A 17,900-nucleotide genomic window follows, 5' to 3' on the forward strand; every position below is an offset into this window, starting at 1 on the left:
GCTCCTTCACATATAATAATCAAAATCGGTTTCTTTCCTCAGTTTTTTTCTGATTCTGAATATATATGCAGGGGTGGCGTCCGGCCGGAGTTCTACATAATTTTTTTCCCCCTGCCATACGTATTTTTCTTCACTCAACAGATCATGCACAAGATATGATTGATTCGTGTCTATTCCTAATGCTTTTACCGGAACACGGACCCATCCTGATTGAGCGTGGTGCGGATCCAGATTAACAACGACGAGTATAATATTGGAAAGGTCTTCTGTTGCCTTTCCGTAGAACAGGAGATATTCATTATTGACTTCGTAAAACTGTATATTCCATGTGTCCTGCAGCGCCGCATTTTCTCTTCGTATCCGGTTTATCCTTGTTATCAGATCCTTCAGATTTCCAGGCGCATCCCGGTCCCATTGTTTTATCTCATACTTTTCAGAATTAAAATACTCTTCCCTCCCCGCTACCGCTTCGTTTATGCACAGTTCGAAGGCAGGGCCATAAATACCATAGTTGGAAGACAGTGTACTTGCCAGGATAAGCCGTATTATAAATGCGGATCTCCCCCCGTATTGCAGTTGTTCAGGTAAAATGTCCGGCGTATTTGGCCAGAAATTTGGCCTGAAATATTCCTTTAACTCTTCTTGTGTGAGTTCAGTGATGTACTGAATCAATTCCTGTTTTGTATTCCGCCATGTAAAATAGGTATATGATTGCGTAAACCCTGCTTTTGCCAACCGGTACATTGCTTTTGGCCTCGTAAAAGCCTCTGAAAGGAAGATTACATCCGGATATATTTTTTTCGTTTCTTCTATTAACCATTCCCAGAAGGCAAAAGGTTTTGTGTGGGGATTATCCACCCGGAATATACGAACCCCGCGTTCAATCCAGAAAAAAAGCACGTTTTTCAACTCATGCCAGAGGTCTTTCCAGTTTTCTGTTTCAAAATTAAGGGGAACAATATCTTCATATTTTTTAGGCGGGTTTTCCGCATGTTGTATTGACCCATCGGGACGTATTTTGAACCACTCTTTGTGCATCGTTATGTATGGATGATCGGGAGAACATTGAAATGCAATATCCATTGCGATATCGATATTGTATTTTCCTGCCTTTTCAATAAGAGACTTGAAGTCTTTTTCAGCGCCTAAAGAAGGGTGTATTGATGTATGTCCGCCTTCGTGCGACCCGATTGCCCACGGGCTGCCCGGGTCTCCCTTCTGCGGGACAGGAGAATTGTTTTTTCCTTTCCGGTTAGTTATACCAATCGGATGAATTGGCGGTAGGTACAATATGTCAAAACCCATCTTTGCGATTTCAGGGATGATTGATTCACAGTCTTTCAGCGCGCCGGATTTCCCCGGTTCAGAATTACAGGAACGCGGGAAAAGCTCATACCATGCGCTGAAAAGAGCCTTTTTTCTGTCAACCACTACACGCAATTCTTTATCATGAATAGTAGAGAGACTCCTGTCCGGCCAGGTTTTCATAAGCAAAGTTAATCCCTCATCAAAGACAAGAACGAGGGCTTCATCGGTATTTTTTTCTGTTTTTATGGCGCTTGCAAATGCGTGAAGTCTTTTGGAATCATTGCCAGATGCCAGCGTTGCTGATTTTTGAATATAGGCAACGCCCGTCAGGATATCTACGTCTATCTCCTGACCTGCATCATACTTTTTCTTCAACTCCTTTTGCCATGTAGTAAAGTGGTCCACCCACCCTTCAATGGTATAATACCAGACGCCAATTTCCAGGACAGTAAAGTTTCCTTCCCATCGGTCATTTCCCACTGATTTCATTGGTATTTCCTGCCAGGTTCTTTCTTTTGCATTACGGTATAGCAGTACAGAGGCAACTTCGTCATGTCCGTCGGTAAAGACGTCTGCCCGAACCACGACCTTTTCCCCGATGACCCGTTTTACAGGAAACCGTCCGCAATCGATTTGCGGCTTTACGTTTTCAATAATGACCCTTTTTCTTCCTTCAAATTCCATTTGTGTTCCTGTTGTTTAAAGGTTTGAAGTTGGTATTTTTAAGTTAAATTAGCTGCAAGAAAGTGTGTCTGCCCCTGTCCAATGCTGGTGGGGTAAGGGGAGTTATTTCGGTAAAATAATTCGTAACCCGGTGACAATGAGTTTGAAGTTATTGATAAATATTGTAAAAGGAAAGCGTGTTTTTTTATAAAAACGTTAAGATTTAATTTGGAATAGCATTATAATAATAGTCAATGTTAAATGCATCTGATAAATTTGTTGTGTATCATGAAAAAAGGTGTCGTGTCAGGGGATAAGAGGCAATTTACTATTGATAATGAACAATATCAAAAAAGGGTTACCATGGCTTTTACTGTGAGTATTTTTTGTTTAGGATTTAGGGCAGTGTGTGAAAATGGGCAAAGTTAAAATTCTTCCTCCGTCGGTAATTAATAAAATTGCGGCAGGCGAGTTAATTGACAGGCCTGCCGCTGTGGTGAAGGAACTCGTTGAAAACGCCATTGATGCAGAGGCAAAGAGGATCGATGTTTATCTGGAAGACGGGGGAAGAAAACTGATAAGAATATCCGACGATGGCGTTGGTATTGACGCGGAAGACCTTGCTCTTGTTTTCCGAAGCCACACTACCAGCAAACTATCCAGCGCGGAAGATTTGTTTGCGATAAACACACTGGGGTTTCGCGGCGAAGCCCTGCCCAGTATTGGTGCAGTATCTCACTCAAAAATTACTTCGAGAATAAGAGGGGCGATAAGCGGCGCAGAAATAAAAATCGAAGGTGGCCGCATTGGCGATGTGAGAGAATGCGGGGCGCCGGAAGGCACGCAGATAGAGGTGCAGGATCTCTTTTTTAATACTCCCGTGCGTAAGAAATTTATGAAAACGGCGCCCACGGAGATGTCTTATATTTCAGACGTGTTAACGCGGTTTGCCCTGTGTTATCCGAATATCCATTTTACGTTAAGACACAACAACAGAACGGTATTCAACCTTCCACCCGTTCAGGAAGTAATTGAAAGAATTGAGACATTTTTTGGCAGTGAATTGAAAAAACATCTTTTATCCGCTTTTCTCCGGGAAGAGATGTTTTCCCTCAAGGGATATATTGTACCGCCATTTCTGAATAAAGCGAATGGAAGGCTGCAATTTATTTTTCTAAACGGACGTTATATTAAAGATACGGCTATTTACCGTGCAATCAGCGACGCTTACCATGGGAAATTAATGAGCAAACGATACCCCATAGTATTTTTATTTTTAACGGTTGCGCCGTCTGAGGTGGACGTCAATGTCCATCCTACAAAAACGGAGGTAAGGTTCCGTAATAAGAGTGTTGTTTTTAATTATGTGCTCTCTACGCTAAAAGACGCCTTGAATAAATCTCAACCCAAATCCATAGATATAGTGACGCCGGAAAAGACATTTCAAAGAGACTGGGGAAATGCAGATACGGTTGATTCTAGAAACACCTCTTTATGGGAACAATTCCCTTTTGAAAAAACAGTGGGAAAAACGCCCGTGTCAGAGCCATTTACGGATGTGAAGCACACTATTGCGCCGCCAATAAGAGATGAGATATCTGTTGGAAAAGCGATTGTCTCCGGCAAAAAAAGGTATTTCCAGATACATAATGCCTTTATTGTAGAAGAGACGAGTGAAGGGTTGAATATTATAGACCAGCATGCCTTGCATGAAATAATCCTGTACCATGCGATATTGAAAGGAATGCAGTCCTCTCAATCCCCCCGCCAGCGATTACTGATACCGGAACTTGTGGAATTGAACCCAAAAGACTTTTTTTTCGTATTAAGTATAAAAGAACAACTGGAAGGCATTGGCATAGAGATTGAGGAATTTGGAAGCAATACCATAATGATTCGTTCCTTTCCACAAATCCTGAAACATTTAAATGGAAAAGAATTTATAGAAAACCTGACGCACGATTTTGGCGAGGAAGATTCCCGGAAGGGCAATGAAGGTGTCATGAATAAATTAGTCAATATCATGGCATGCAAGGCCGCGGTAAAAGCGGGACAAAGATTAGAGTATCAGGAAATAGAAGAACTCATGGAAAAGAAAAAAAATATCAATGCCTATACAAATAACTGCCCCCATGGCCGTCCGACGACACTATCTCTTTCTTTGGATGAATTGTACAAACATTTCAAAAGAAAATGACCCATTTAAAATGAAGGGATGGTTATCCTATGTTTTTTTATAAAGAGACTTTAAGCACATTCTTTCGATTAAAAACCCTTGACTTTTAATTTTACCGCGGATAAGCTTTTTTCAAAGCTTCAGGTAAAAAGTAATGTTCGTCCAATTGCCCGTCCCTTTTACGAAAAAATGTAGCATTTAGTAATACCTTTCTTTAAAAACCATTTCTTTCCGGAGCAATACATGTTTGAACTTATAATCGATACGGATTTTGCAGCGGCACATAATCTTCGGGGATATAAAGGACAGTGTGAAAATCTTCACGGCCATAACTGGAAGGTTCAGGTTGTTTTGAAGTCAGAAAAGCTGGACAATCTCGGCATGGTTATTGATTTCAGAGAAGCAAAAAAACTTATCGGAGACATTACAAAAAAATTTGATCATACTTACTTAAATGACATGGAACATTTTAAGGCCGAAAACCCAACCACCGAAAACATTTCCAGAATAATCTACAGAGAATTAACAAGTGCCATGCCCTCAGGCATAAAGGTTGAAAAGGTTACTACGTGGGAATCAGACCGGTGTGGCGCAACGTATTTTGAATAAGGTTTTTTTAAATAATGTCTGAAAAGCATACAATTATTCAGGTGGCCCTTGATTTTGTGGACATTCACAGGGCGATAAAGGTCGCCTGTGAGGCAATAGAAGGGGGCGCTGATTGGCTGGAAATAGGTACCCCGCTTATAAAAAGCGAAGGAATGAATGCCATTCGCCGGCTGAGAGAAATATTTCCCGATACGACGCTGGTTGCTGACATGAAGACTATGGACGCCGGACGCGTAGAAATGGAAATGGCTGCAAAAGCAGGCGCCAATATTGCGGTGGTAATGGGCAATGCGCCTGGCGCAACGATACGGGAATGTGTGTTGGCCGGTAAAAATTATGGCATAAAAGTATGCGCTGATTTTATGGATGCCGACGCAATTGATGAACGTATCGGAATTGTTGAAAAATGCGGCGTCGATTATATTTCTATCCACACCGCAATCGACGATCAAATGAGCGGAAAAACACCTTTTGATGTATTACGGCACATATGCGAAAATGCGCATACCCCTGTTGCTGTCGCGGGGGGCATAAATTCTGAAAATGTTGTTGATGCGGTCAATGCCGGGGCGCAAATCGTAATTGTTGGCGGATATATCACTAAATCAGAAAACGCCAGGGATGCGGCAAACAATATCAGGCAAGCGGTTAAAGAAAACAGAAGAATTCAGACCGGTTTTTTCAAAAGAGTAACCCGTGAAGACGTCCGGAATGCGTTCATGAAACTTTCGACCGCAAACATATCCGATGGCCGTCATCGCGCGAAAAGTATTGTAGGGCTGTATCCGGTAAACCCTTCCGTAAAACTTATAGGCACGGCCGTTACCGTTCGAACCTATCCCGGCGACTGGGCTAAGCCGGTAGAAGCCATAGATATTGCGAAAGAAGGGGATGTAATCGTAATTGACGCCGGCGGAACGGGGCCTGCTGTTTGGGGAGAACTGGCTACGCACAGCGCTATACAAAAAAAATTAAGCGGTTTGGTAGTTTATGGGGCGGTTCGCGATACGGCGGAAATTAAGCAATTGAATTTTCCCGTGTATACAAAATTAGTCATGCCTGATGCGGGAGAACCCAAAGGATTGGGGGAAATTAATGTGCCTCTGAATATCTCCGGAATTCAAATCATGCCGGGGGATTGGATAATCGGGGATGAGGACGGGCTTATGGCAGTGCCTCAGGCGGAATCTGAAATCAGCGTTAACTATGGCATGGATTGTCTGGAAAAAGAAAATAGGATTCGTAAAGAAATATTATCTGAAAAAAGTTCTTTAGGAAGAGTGACAGATTTGTTAAAATGGGAAAAGAAGTAATGTTTTCCCGCGGAAAGATTTATGGGGGGGTGACAAAGCATGAAATGTGAATCCTGCAACAAAAAATACGCAACCGTGCACTTGACGGAAATCGTTGGTAATGTGAAGAAAGAACGGCATCTTTGTGAAGAATGTGCGCAAGGGGTAAGCACGCAGATTGCCAAGGTACCTTCTCCTACAGAAATATTAACAAATCTTATTAATCAGGTTGCTCCGGGGATAAACGAGTTATCCAAGATTGTCTGCCCTGTTTGCGGATTATCATATTTGGAATTTCGTTCACACGGGAGACTTGGTTGCCCTATGGATTATACTGTTTTCAGAAAGGGGTTAATCCCTTTGCTTGAAAAAATGCATAGCAGCGCACAGCATGTGGGAAAGGTGCCTTCCAGGGCGGGGAAAGAAATGATTAAAAAAAATGAACTCATGCAGCTTAGAAATGAATTGAATAAATCAATCGAAAAGGAAGATTATGAAAGGGCGGCTGAGTTGAGAGATAAAATATACGAACTTTCGGGCGATAATAATGAAAATAAGTGATTTGGCTGATAATACAGGTGAATGGCTTAGGGGAACGGGACCGGAATCTGACATTGTTATAAGCAGCAGGATTCGCCTTGCGAGAAATGTGGCAAAATATCCCTTTCTTTCCCGTGCTAATGTAAAACAAAAGAAGGAACTTGAGGAACTTATAAGAACAAAGATTATAGAAGCGGACGTTGCCCCTGCCCTTAGTTATATTAACCTGTCAGAACTTTCTTCTGTTGACCGGCTGTTTCTCGTAGAAAGACACCTTATTAGCAGGGAACATGCTGAAGGTGAAAAAGAAAGAGGCGTCGCTTTTGAAAAATCGGAAAATATTAGCGTTATGGTCAATGAAGAGGACCATATAAGAATACAGGTAATCCGTTCCGGCCTTGAGCTTCGGGAAACATGGAAAACGATAGACATTATTGATAACAAACTGGAAAGAAAAATAAACTATGCGTATTCATCGCAATTTGGATATCTGACGGCCTGTCCCACAAATGTTGGTACGGGGATGAGGGCATCGGTAATGCTTCATTTGCCGGCGTTGGGAATGACACATCATATAGAAAAAGTATTTAATGCCGTAATGAAGCTTGGCTTGGTAGTAAGAGGGTTATACGGAGAAGGGACGCAGGTCTCCGGGGATTTATATCAGATTTCAAACCAGTTTACCCTTGGAAAATCAGAGGCCGAAATTATTGAAATTATTGAAGGGGTAATTCCCAGGATTACCAGTTACGAACGGATTGCAAGAAAGGCCCTGATCGCTGAAAGCAGGGAACAACTGGAAGATCGCGTGTGGAGATCGTACGGGATGCTGAAGGTTGCACGCATGATTACTTCGGAAGAAATCATGCATCTTCTCTCGCAAGTGAGGATGGGCGTTAATTTGGGAATTATAAATGATATTGAAATGAAAACATTAAATGAACTTTTTGTTCTTACTTTACCGGGACATTTACAAAAGTTAGAAGGGCGCGAGCTTACTTCTTCGCAAAGAAATATAATTCGTGCGTTGTATGTAAGGAAACGGCTTGAAAAGATAGAAACTTTGAAAGGATAGGTGTTTTATGTTTGATCGATTTACTGACCGTGCCAGAAAGGTTATGGCCCTTGCGCGGGAAGAGGCAAGGCGGTTTAATCACGAGTACATTGGGACAGAACATATATTATTGGGACTGGTGAAAGAAGGAAGCGGTGTTGCGGCTAATGTTCTGCAAAATTTAGATGTTGAATTAAAGAAAATACGTATTGAAATAGAAAAAATAGTGCAAGGCGGATCTGATCTGGTATCAGTAGGGCAGCTTCCGTTCACGCCCCGCGTAAAAAAGGTGCTGGAATATGCGATGGAAGAGGCGCGGGCGTTGGGACATAATTATATAGGAACGGAGCACTTATTGTTGGGTTTGTTGAAGGAACAGGAAGGTGTAGCCGCGCAGGTATTATTGAACCTGGGCGTTAAACCTGCAGAAGTACGGGAGGAAGTAATTGGTTTGCTGGGGTCGGAATCGGCGCAAAACAATCAGTCACAGGAAAAAGAAGAAAAGAAAGGCCGTTCCAAAACTCCTGCGCTTGACTCTTTCGGGCGCGATCTTACACAGCAGGCCAGAGAAAAAGAACTTGATCCGGTTATTGGAAGGAAAGATGTGATTGAACGTGTTGTTCAGGTTTTATGCAGGCGAACAAAGAACAATCCTGTTCTTCTGGGGGAAGCCGGCGTGGGAAAAACTGCGATAGTTGAAGGCCTTGCACAGGTAGTGGTTCACGGGGATGTTCCTGAATTGCTGAGAGGACGCAGAATAGTAGCCCTTGATCTGGCAATGATGGTAGCCGGTACGAAATACAGAGGCCAGTTTGAAGAGAGGATCAAGGCGGTAATGTCAGAAGTAAAAAGGGCAAAAAACATCATACTCTTTATCGATGAGTTGCATACCCTTGTCGGCGCAGGGGGGGCAGAGGGCGCCATAGATGCATCCAATGTTTTAAAACCCGCCTTGTCCCGGGGAGAAATACAGTGTATTGGAGCTACCACTTTGGACGAATACAGAAAATATATAGAAAAAGATGGTGCGCTCGAGAGAAGGTTCCAGACAATTATCGTAGAGCCGCCTTCGAAAGAAGAGACGGTTGAAATACTAAAAGGACTTCGCGACCGTTATGAATCCCATCACAAAGTAAGAATTACCGATGAGGCATTAGAAGCCGCTACAGAACTTTCCATTCGTTATATTACCGGAAGATTTTTGCCCGATAAAGCTATTGATATAATCGATGAGGCGTGCGCCAGGTTAAGACTCAAAGCAACCACGCAACCGCCGGACGTAAAACATCTGGAAGACGAAATTATCCGGCTGGAAAAAGAAAAAGATGAGTCCGTGGCAATACAAGATTTTGAAAGGGCGGCACGGTTAAGGGATAAAGCGGACAAAATGAAAAAGAAAAAGGAAGTTGTCGAAAAAGAGTGGCGGGAAAAACATGCTGAATTGGAAGGGGAGGTTGATGTTGAAATTGTTGATGAAGTCGTGTCGAAAATGACCGGCATACCTATCTCACGAATAGAATCGACAGAGGCAAAGAAACTGCTTCACATGGAAGAGGAACTTCATAAAATGGTGATAAGCCAGGAAGAGGCAACCAGGGCAATTTCCAAGGCAATCAGAAGATCACGCGCGAGACTAAAAAATCCAAATCGCCCTGTGGCCTCTTTTATTTTTGTAGGCCCTTCCGGTGTTGGCAAGACACATTTGGCAAGATCTCTCGCTAAATTGGTTTTTGGAGAAGAAGGTTCTCTTGTACAGATTGATATGTCAGAGTACATGGAAAAGCACAGTATTTCGCGATTAATAGGAGCTCCTCCGGGTTATATCGGCTACGAGGAAGGTGGGCAGTTAACTGAAAAAATTCGCCGCCGTCCTTATGCGGTTGTTTTATTAGATGAGATTGAAAAGGCGCATCCGGATGTTTTTAACATGATGTTACAGATCATGGATGAAGGAAAACTTACCGATAGTTTCGGCAGGCATGTTGATTTCCGGAATGTTATCATTATTATGACCTCAAATATTGGTGCGGAGGTTATTAAAAATCAGGCCTCTTTAGGATTTCGCAAAGCTTCAGAGAAGGATAACTACGAGGTAATGAAAGAACAATTGAAAAAGGAGGTAGAAAAACATTTTCGTCCGGAGTTTTTAAACAGAATAGATAATATTATTGTTTTTAAACCTTTAAACAAAGATGATTTGAAGAAGATTGTTGAAATTGAACTTGTTGACGTGAAAAAGAGATTGGAACCGTATCAAATCAGCATTACAATGACGGATGAATCGTTGGATTTCCTTATAGACAAGGGATATGATCAAAATTTTGGCGCCCGGCCACTCAGGAGGGCTATTGAAAATTATTTAGAAGATCCTCTTTCTGAGGAAATTTTGCAGGGACGATTCGAAGGAAAATCCAGTGTGAAAGTTTTATTGCAAGATGGCAAGCTGGTGTTCGAGGATATTGTTGAAGAACCGGAACCGGTGCTGGTAAATGCTGAAAATGGCATTTAATTAATTTGAGATATGCCAACAAACTATGGGCGAAGCATTTGCCAGTTTATAGCAAATGCTTCGCCCATACGCTATGCAAATAGGGGTGTAACATTAAATAAAAATTTGTTGGATAACATTATTACATAAAGCAGCATTATAGAATCATTTCCGGCTTACATTTCTTTTTTTTTTAGCGGCAACAAATAATCCTTTGAAAATATCCAGGCTCTGCAAGCGTCGCTTAATGTGTTTTTAATACCATAATTCTTGTTGGTAAAAATTTTAAAAGGGCTTTTTTTTGCCCTTTTTTATTTTGGTGCACGAAACAATTGAGGGGTGAATAACTCTCACGATACATGGCGAAAACATCTGTTGTTTACGTCTGCCAAAGTTGCGGATGGAAAAGTTTAAAGTGGGTAGGGCGTTGTGGCGGTTGCGGAGAATGGGATTCCACTGTCGAGGAATATAGTAATGATTCCGTTGGTGCTACTTCTTTGTCGGCCGTGCTTGACAGGCAACTTCCCACCCCTATAACTGAGATAAAACTCCAGGATTGTCCTTGTATCGAAATGGGAATCGGCGAATTCGACAGAATTCTGGGGGGAGGTTTGGTTGCTGGTTCTGCGGTATTGATCGGCGGAACTCCGGGAATTGGCAAATCAACACTCCTTTTACAGGTATGCCAGCATGTCAGTCAAAAAGGATATACCACGCTCTACGTCACAGGAGAAGAATCCGTTGCTCAAACAAAACTCAGGGCGGAGCGGCTATCCGTATTGTCACCTAAATTACTCGTTGTTTCTGAGACAAATTTAGATTTTATATTAGAAAATATCCACAACACACATCCTACCCTGGTGGTGATTGATTCCATCCAAATGATTTATAAGCCCCAGCTAGAATCCTCTCCGGGCACCGTTGCCCAGGTACGGCAATGCGCAAATGAACTGATTTTTACCGCGAAATCTACGGGTTCGGCAATATTTCTGGTAGGACACGTAACCAAACAAGGTATAATTGCAGGTCCAAAGGTGTTGGAGCACATGGCTGATACCGTTTTGTACTTTGAGGGAGAAAAATTTCAATGCTATCGCATTCTAAGGGTTGTTAAGAACCGATTTGGATCCACGGATGAGATTGGAATCTTTGAGATGAGAAAAAACGGATTACATCCTGTTGACAATCCATCAGAGATTTTTATTTCACAGGGGATGAGAGTAAGCGCAGGTTCTACAATTATTCCCTGTATGGAAGGAACACGCGCTTTGCTGGTAGAAATTCAGGCTCTTGCAACAAAGGCAACATTTGGCATGCCGGAAAGAAAAGTCAGCGGCGTTGACTACAACAGGGTATCGATGCTCCTTGCCATACTTGAAAAGCGAATTGGTTTAAAATTGGGAGGACAGGACATCTTTGTGAATATTGTAGGGGGGGTTCATGTTTACGAACCTGCGGCGGATCTTGGTATCGCAATGACAATTGCCTCAAGTTTTAAAGAGAAACCAATACCTCCGGATATGGTAGTCATTGGCGAGGTTGGCCTTGGCGGTGAAGTGCGAAGTGTAAATCAAATTGAAATCAGATTAAAAGAAGCTCAACGGTTGGGTTTTAAAAGAGCTGTTATTCCAAAAGATAACGCTAAAGGGTTAGGAAAAGATTTTGGGATTGAATTAATTGAAATATGTTACCTTTCAGAAGCCGTAGAAATAATTGGGTGAACTCAATGAATACACAGTTTAAAAAAACCAATATGTTTTTTAGTATTATCTTCTGTATGCTATCTTTTCATGTTGCGGGTGCAATTCGCGCGGAAACATATGAGGATGGGAAGATTAAGGTGAGGCATAAAGAATTATCCATTAAAACAAACAGGGGTTCTTTGCAATTCAATCATCCTTATGAAATGAACAGTGATGTTATCGGCAATGTATTATCGCAGATTTATTTCGAAGAAAAGGGGCTTTTGAAAAAGAGTACATCTGTGAACGTCTTTCAGGATGACGAAATCAGCAGGCTTGTGCCCTTGATTATCCAGGCCTTTTCCGTTGCAACTCCTGCACAGGTAATAGAGGTTGTTTCGTACTCAGGGCGGCCGTTTTTCGCGGATAAACAGAACTACTGCGTTATGTTTATGAGGGATAGCCGTCTCAATATCGTTTTTAGCCGGGTACAAAAGTTCCAAACGTACAGCGATTTGGTGTCTGAGAAAAAAGGGATGGGTACGGCAAAGGAAGACCCTACTAAGATAAAAGGCAGTCGTTTTTGGACGTTATTGCCTGCGTATGGACAAGCATTTGAACCTGGGCACAAAAACTGGCTGGTTATGAACATATCAGAAGAAACATACCGGAGTCCTGAAATAAAAAAACCTGACATTGCCGGGTCAGGCGGGTCTGATTTCTATGGCCAACCGCAAAAAAGAGGAAAAGTTGGCAGCAATATTCACTCTTCATCCGGTTATCAACAAGTGGAACCTGGCGCGAATGTCGTTCAAAGGGAAAGTAAAATCAAAGCCAAATTACTTATATTGCGCGAACTACTCAATGACGGGATTCTTTTGCAGGAAGACTATGATTATAAAAAGGAAATGCTTTTGAATAATGGAATGAATGATATGGATATAAAAAATCAGCTCAGGGAAATAAAAGATTTACTGGAGGAGGGGTTTATTACAGAAGAAGACCATAGTAGAAAGAAAAAGGCGTTGCTTGATTTGTTTTAATTACAAAGGTATCAATGCAAAAAATCCATATTGGAAGATTGATAAAAAATATGATCATTACGTGTGTCCAGCTTAATATACGGCAGACTCCTTATTAAGGATAAAACATATGCAGATTTTGCTCACAAATGATGATGGTATTTATGCACCGGGAATCGCTTCGTTAAAACGCTATATTCAGGATCTGGGAACCGTTACCGTTGTTGCGCCGGATATTGAGCAAAGCGGCGTGGGGCATTCCATCACTTTCAACCAACCCTTGCGTATCAGGGAAGTGCACATGAACAATGAATTTATCGGGTACGGCGTTAACGGTTCGCCGGCCGATTGTGTAAAACTTGCCGTAAATGAGATTATGCAGGAGAAACCTGACATTGTCATATCGGGACTAAATATGGGGGCAAACGTGGGTATCCACATCCTTTATTCCGGAACGGTAGCGGCGGCGGTGGAAGCCACGGTAATGGGATTTTCATCCATCGCGGTTTCCTTCGAAATAACAGAACACTATGATGACATCCACAGGGCGGCAGAGGTAGCAAAAGGCGTTATACAACGTATTTTAAGCAATAAACTCCCCAAAAATTTACTCTTAAACGTAAACATCCCTGCAATTCCGCCTGATCAGATAAAAGGGATCAAGATAACGCACCAATTCACCCAGGACTTTAAAGAAGTCTTTCAAAAGCGTATTGACCCAAGCGGCAGGGCTTATTACTGGTTGACAGGAACAGATAAATCCAAATACCATGAAGAAGGAACCGATCTGAGTGCGCTTAGTGACGGGTATATCTCCATTACCCCCCTTCGTTATGACCGCACAGATTACCAACATCATAAAATAATTGAGGGGTGGGATTGGCAATAGAAACAATGGTAACACTTTAGTCTTTTGAAAAACGTATTCTCTTAAATTGGAGAAAAAAGCAGGTATGCCTGCCCCTTGCCCGTAGTAAAAAATCCATGAATTAATGCCCATTCTCTTATTAGTTATTTTATTTCCCGCCAGTTTCCATGCCTTTTATTACCTCTTTTGCCTTTTCGAGTTGCAAATCTTTGAAGAGAGGGGGTTCTTTTTCCTTATCATCCGCTTTCCTGCTTATTTTCGCCGTTGACAATTCTACCTGCAATTCCCTCATCTGGGAAAAATCAAGCGGAATTTCAATATCGGGTTCAATCCCTTTTTCGTGGATACATTCTCCCGATGGCGTATAATATTTGGCGGTCGTTAGTTTTAAGGCGGCATTGCCTTCGCGTATTGGAACCAGGCTCTGCACAGATCCTTTGCCAAATGTTTTCATGCCTACCAGCAAACCGCGTTTATTATCCTTTATCGCTCCGGCGACAATTTCAGATGCGCTGGCGCTTCCGTTATTTACCAGTACTACCAGCGGGAAATCAGGATAGGAGCCGCCTCTGCGGGCGCGGTATAGAATGTTTTGGTCAGGACCTCTGCCTCGGGTTGAAACAATAACGCCCTTTTTTAAAAATCTGTCAGAAACACCCACGGCAGCGCTCAACAATCCTCCAGGGTTAAATCGCAAGTCCAATATTAAACCTTCCATGCCTTGCTTCAATAATTCTTTCACTGTTTTATCCAGATCATCAACGGTGTTTTCCTGGAAATTTATCAGAGCTAAGTAGCCAATCTTCTCCGTTTCATCCACCATTTTTACGTCTCTTATGCTGTTTACATGGATCTTTGCCCGCTGTATTGTAATATCCACCGGCATAGATTCTCCCTCATGCAAAACAGTAAGGGTTGTTGTCGTACCCGGCTTCCCCCGAAGGAGTTTTACGGTTTCACGAATAGTTATGTCTTTGGTTGGTATGCCATCAACCTTGAGAATGCGATCTCCTACCAATATCCCTGCCTTGAATGCTGGAGAATCAAGTATGGGGGTTATTACGGTTATTAGCCCATGCCTGACAATTACTTCGATACCTAAACCTTCAAACTCCCCTTCCGTTTCGATCTTAAGCTCTTCTAATTCTTCGTGACTTATATATTGACTGAAGGGGTCCAACTCCGACAGCATTCCGCGGTATGCGTTTGTAAAAATAGTGTTAATATCCAATTCTTCAACATACTTTTCCTGCAGAGCCTTTATTACCTTAACAAATTCTTCAAACTCCTTATATATAAAATCACGGGTTTGCTGATTTGCCCGTTTTATCCCAGCATTTGCTGGCGCTCCCAATGTAAATGTATTTGCGGAGACACTGACTGCAAAAATTATCATTGTATACAATAATAAAACAAATAGACCCTTTTTCATTTTCCTTTGCTTCCTGAAAATAATTAATTTATAAAACTATAAAACAATGACTTTTTGATAGTGAAATGGTTTGAAAGATATTTTAAGGATACGTTGCTTTTCCAGAAATGTTGCCACGATTTCCATTGTATTTGTATAAGGTAATACTATACCGTATATTTGTGTTTTTGTAAAAAACTTGCAATAGGAAAAACGTTGCTTTTTTGTATTGCTGTGTTTGTAAGATACGGACGGGTGATAAAAACGGGAGGTCTTTGAAGGATTGTAAGTGGTGGGCAGAGACGGGATCGAACCGTCGACACCAGGATTTTCAGTCCTGTGCTCTACCAACTGAGCTATCTGCCCCATTTATTAATTTTCCATTCATACAGCACTAATGCAGTGGCGATATTATAGGTATGAAACAGGCGATAAGTCAAGTTTTTTATTTACCCGCCAGCATTAAATGGCGAAGCATATGCCTGAATTGACAGGCAGTATGCGTATTTTTTTATCCGCCCTCATTAGCGGGTATACCTGTACTACACAGGTCTTAAAATCCAGTCCATATATATTCGCTAATTTTTATTCTATTCACCGCAGACCCTTTCACCTGCCTTTGGCATATTTGTTTTTTTAGCGGAACTTTGACATCATCCTTGGAAGCAGGGATTTAAATTTTGACAATAGACTTATTTTCTAATATAATTTGTTGTTTCGTCTATCTTTTTTAACATTTATATTATATTTTGTTTTATTTTATTAATTACATGATCAAAGATAACCATCCCATAAAAAATAACAAACGGCGGTCTTTTTCCCTTGGTTACATCCTACTTTTCTTTGCTATTGTATATCTGGCACAGATGTTTTTTTCTCCAAAAGCAGAAGAAGTGTCTTATAGCCAGTTTAGACTCTATCTTAAGAATGGTTATATATCCGAGTGCACCGTGGGTCAAAATATTATTCGAGGTTATTATAAAAAACTTTCCGCTGAAAGTGGTGAAGAAGACAAGATTGCGTTTTTTACTGTTCCTATACAAGACCAAGCGTTGGTGAATGAACTTGAGGAACAAAAAGTACGTTTTAAAGGTGCATCGGAAAATAATTTCCTAAAAAGCATGATTATGTGGTGGATTATACCTTTCGGTGTTATGACGCTTGTCTGGTTTTTGTTATTAAAGAAATTTAGCGGCATGGGTTCCCCTTTCATGTCTTTTGGCAAAGCAAAAGTCAAACTTTATTCTGATAATGGCACACAAAAAATAACCTTTGCCGACGTCGCCGGATGTGATGAAGCAAAAGAAGAATTAAGAGAAATTAAGGATTTTCTTGCTTATCCCGATCGATTTCAAAAACTGGGGGGGAAAATTCCCAAAGGCGTTCTCTTGATAGGGTCTCCAGGCACGGGAAAGACACTTCTTGCAAAAGCAGTTGCGGGAGAAGCCGGGGTACATTTTTTCTCTATCAGCGGTTCGGATTTTGTTGAGATGTTCGTCGGCATGGGCGCTGCTCGTGTGCGGGATATGTTTGAGCAGGCAAAGGAAAAGGCGCCATGTATTGTTTTTATCGATGAAATAGATAGTGTGGGTCGGCAAAGGGGAGCGGGGCTTGGCGGGGGGCACGATGAACGGGAACAAACCTTAAACCAGCTTTTGGCGGAAATGGATGGTTTTAATTCACAAAAGGGCATAATCATTATTGCGGCAACAAATCGGCCGGATGTTTTAGATAGCGCTTTGTTACGTCCAGGGCGCTTTGACCGTCAAATAACGATCGACAGACCTGATCTTTCAGGAAGAGAAGCCGTTTTGGCAGTTCATGCAAAAAGTGTAAAAATAGATCCGGATGTTAGTTTTAAAACGATAGCAAAACGCACGCCCGGCTTTACCGGAGCCGATTTAGCAAACGTTATTAATGAATCGGCGCTTCTTGCGGCAAGGCACAATAAAAATTCTGTTGGGATGGAAGATCTGGAAGCTGCAATTGACAGAGTTTTGGCAGGACCTGAGCGGAAGAGCAGGATTATGAGTGAAACCGAGAAAAAAACTGTAGCTATACACGAATCAGGCCATACGCTTATTGCCGCGGTATTACCCAAAACCGATCCAGTACATAAAGTCTCCATAATTCCCAGAGGAACAGCTGCTTTGGGATATACCATGCAATTGCCGATAGAAGATAAGTATTTAACAACGGAATCTGAACTGTTGGAAAATATCTGTGTCTTGCTTGGGGGCAGGGCCGCTGAAGAAATTATTTTAGATGAAATTTCAACCGGCGCCCAAAATGATCTTGAAAAGGTGTCAAAACTAGCAAGAAATTATGTTTGCCGATTTGGTATGAGTAAGAGAATAGGCCCTCAGACTTTTGGCAGGCAATCGGGTAATATTTTCCTCGGACATGATCTTGTTCAGGAGAAGGAATACAGCGAAAAAACCGCCGTTACAATTGACGAAGAAGTGACTAAAATCATCAATGAATGTTACGAAAAAGCGAGAAAATTAATTCGGGACAACCGGGATAAGCTTAATGTATTGATAAAAAAACTCGAAGAATGTGAAGTACTTGACGGAGAACAAGTACTCGAGTTATTACATTTAAAAAAGAAGGATATTTCATTCAATGGTGATAAAGAGGAGAATCTTTCACCAGATGAATTACCAGCGTAAAACTAAATAAATAAACAGAGGACAACAATCTGGTTTTTTGAAAAATCGCAACAAAAATATGGCTTTGCCCATCGTGTGTAGAAGGCGTAAAATAATTATGCACACTACTGCTAAA

At 41.7% G+C, this 17,900-nt stretch carries 12 protein-coding genes and 1 tRNA gene; 10 read left to right on the plus strand and 3 right to left on the minus strand.

The window, feature by feature from the left end; translation table 11 throughout:
- Window positions 1-6 precede the first annotated feature (6 nt).
- The gene (locus ABJL82_RS00200; protein WP_347272669.1) at window positions 7-1,992 is read right to left on the minus strand and encodes an alpha-1,4-glucan--maltose-1-phosphate maltosyltransferase; all 1,986 of its coding nucleotides are present in this window, start codon (window positions 1,990-1,992) and stop codon (window positions 7-9) included.
- Between the two features lie 394 nt (window positions 1,993-2,386).
- Here ABJL82_RS00200 and mutL point away from each other — a divergent pair, with 394 nt between their 5' ends.
- The 9 genes from mutL to surE all read left to right on the plus strand — a co-directional run bounded on the left by mutL (window position 2,387) and on the right by surE (window position 13,723).
- Window positions 2,387-4,168, plus strand: coding sequence for a DNA mismatch repair endonuclease MutL (gene mutL / locus ABJL82_RS00205; protein WP_347272670.1), 1,782 nt, complete (start codon window positions 2,387-2,389; stop codon window positions 4,166-4,168).
- Window positions 4,169-4,390: 222 nt separating this feature from the next.
- Window positions 4,391-4,756, plus strand: coding sequence for a 6-carboxytetrahydropterin synthase QueD (gene queD / locus ABJL82_RS00210; protein ID WP_347272671.1), 366 nt, complete (start codon window positions 4,391-4,393; stop codon window positions 4,754-4,756).
- Between the two features lie 14 nt (window positions 4,757-4,770).
- Window positions 4,771-6,069: a 3-hexulose-6-phosphate synthase gene (gene hxlA / locus ABJL82_RS00215; RefSeq protein ID WP_347272672.1), complete on the plus strand. Its 1,299-nt coding sequence runs from the start codon at window positions 4,771-4,773 to the stop codon at window positions 6,067-6,069.
- Between the two features lie 39 nt (window positions 6,070-6,108).
- A complete protein-coding gene (locus ABJL82_RS00220; protein WP_347272673.1) occupies window positions 6,109-6,609 on the plus strand; it encodes a UvrB/UvrC motif-containing protein in 501 nt (166 codons plus the stop codon).
- A complete protein-coding gene (locus ABJL82_RS00225) occupies window positions 6,596-7,663 on the plus strand; it encodes a protein arginine kinase (RefSeq protein WP_347272674.1) in 1,068 nt (355 codons plus the stop codon). The genes ABJL82_RS00220 and ABJL82_RS00225 overlap by 14 nt, the downstream gene beginning before the upstream one ends.
- A gap of 7 nt (window positions 7,664-7,670) precedes the next feature.
- Window positions 7,671-10,151 (plus strand): ATP-dependent Clp protease ATP-binding subunit, encoded by a 2,481-nt coding sequence (locus ABJL82_RS00230; protein WP_347272675.1) that lies wholly within the window; start codon window positions 7,671-7,673, stop codon window positions 10,149-10,151.
- Window positions 10,152-10,489: 338 nt separating this feature from the next.
- The gene (gene radA, locus ABJL82_RS00235) at window positions 10,490-11,851 is read left to right on the plus strand and encodes a DNA repair protein RadA (protein ID WP_347272676.1); all 1,362 of its coding nucleotides are present in this window, start codon (window positions 10,490-10,492) and stop codon (window positions 11,849-11,851) included.
- A 5-nt stretch (window positions 11,852-11,856) separates the two neighbouring features.
- Entirely contained in the window at window positions 11,857-12,855 is a 999-nt protein-coding gene (locus ABJL82_RS00240) for an SHOCT domain-containing protein (protein WP_347272677.1), read from the plus strand.
- A 109-nt stretch (window positions 12,856-12,964) separates the two neighbouring features.
- Window positions 12,965-13,723, plus strand: coding sequence for a 5'/3'-nucleotidase SurE (gene surE, locus ABJL82_RS00245; protein WP_347272678.1), 759 nt, complete (start codon window positions 12,965-12,967; stop codon window positions 13,721-13,723).
- Window positions 13,724-13,850: 127 nt separating this feature from the next.
- Here the strand turns inward: surE and ABJL82_RS00250 are convergent, their stop codons facing one another.
- Together ABJL82_RS00250 and ABJL82_RS00255 are read right to left on the minus strand one after the other, a co-directional pair.
- Window positions 13,851-15,134, minus strand: a complete 1,284-nt coding sequence (locus ABJL82_RS00250; RefSeq protein WP_347272679.1) for a S41 family peptidase — start codon at window positions 15,132-15,134, stop codon at window positions 13,851-13,853.
- Window positions 15,135-15,403: 269 nt separating this feature from the next.
- Window positions 15,404-15,479 (minus strand) — tRNA-Phe (locus ABJL82_RS00255).
- A 404-nt stretch (window positions 15,480-15,883) separates the two neighbouring features.
- On the opposite strand from ABJL82_RS00255, the gene ftsH reads away from it, so the two are divergent.
- Entirely contained in the window at window positions 15,884-17,785 is a 1,902-nt protein-coding gene (gene ftsH, locus ABJL82_RS00260; protein ID WP_347272680.1) for an ATP-dependent zinc metalloprotease FtsH, read from the plus strand.
- The last annotated feature ends 115 nt before the right edge of the window (window positions 17,786-17,900 follow it).

It is taken from the genome of Candidatus Kuenenia sp. (genome assembly GCF_039794105.1).
In the GTDB taxonomy this organism is placed as follows: Bacteria; Planctomycetota; Brocadiia; order Brocadiales; family Brocadiaceae; genus Kuenenia.

Excerpts from the sequence above, each read along its gene's own strand:
- ABJL82_RS00240 (WP_347272677.1), top strand. The coding sequence starts at position 11,857 with ATGAATACACAGTTTAAAAAAACCAATATGTTTTTTAGTATTATCTTC.
- mutL (WP_347272670.1), top strand. The coding sequence starts at position 2,387 with ATGGGCAAAGTTAAAATTCTTCCTCCGTCGGTAATTAATAAAATTGCG.
- hxlA (WP_347272672.1), top strand. The coding sequence starts at position 4,771 with ATGTCTGAAAAGCATACAATTATTCAGGTGGCCCTTGATTTTGTGGAC.
- surE (WP_347272678.1), top strand. The coding sequence starts at position 12,965 with ATGCAGATTTTGCTCACAAATGATGATGGTATTTATGCACCGGGAATC.
- ABJL82_RS00220 (WP_347272673.1), top strand. The coding sequence starts at position 6,109 with ATGAAATGTGAATCCTGCAACAAAAAATACGCAACCGTGCACTTGACG.
- radA (WP_347272676.1), top strand. The coding sequence starts at position 10,490 with ATGGCGAAAACATCTGTTGTTTACGTCTGCCAAAGTTGCGGATGGAAA.
- ftsH (WP_347272680.1), top strand. The coding sequence starts at position 15,884 with ATGATCAAAGATAACCATCCCATAAAAAATAACAAACGGCGGTCTTTT.
- ABJL82_RS00200 (WP_347272669.1), bottom strand. The coding sequence starts at position 1,992 with ATGGAATTTGAAGGAAGAAAAAGGGTCATTATTGAAAACGTAAAGCCG.
- ABJL82_RS00250 (WP_347272679.1), bottom strand. The coding sequence starts at position 15,134 with ATGAAAAAGGGTCTATTTGTTTTATTATTGTATACAATGATAATTTTT.
- ABJL82_RS00225 (WP_347272674.1), top strand. The coding sequence starts at position 6,596 with ATGAAAATAAGTGATTTGGCTGATAATACAGGTGAATGGCTTAGGGGA.
- queD (WP_347272671.1), top strand. The coding sequence starts at position 4,391 with ATGTTTGAACTTATAATCGATACGGATTTTGCAGCGGCACATAATCTT.
- ABJL82_RS00230 (WP_347272675.1), top strand. The coding sequence starts at position 7,671 with ATGTTTGATCGATTTACTGACCGTGCCAGAAAGGTTATGGCCCTTGCG.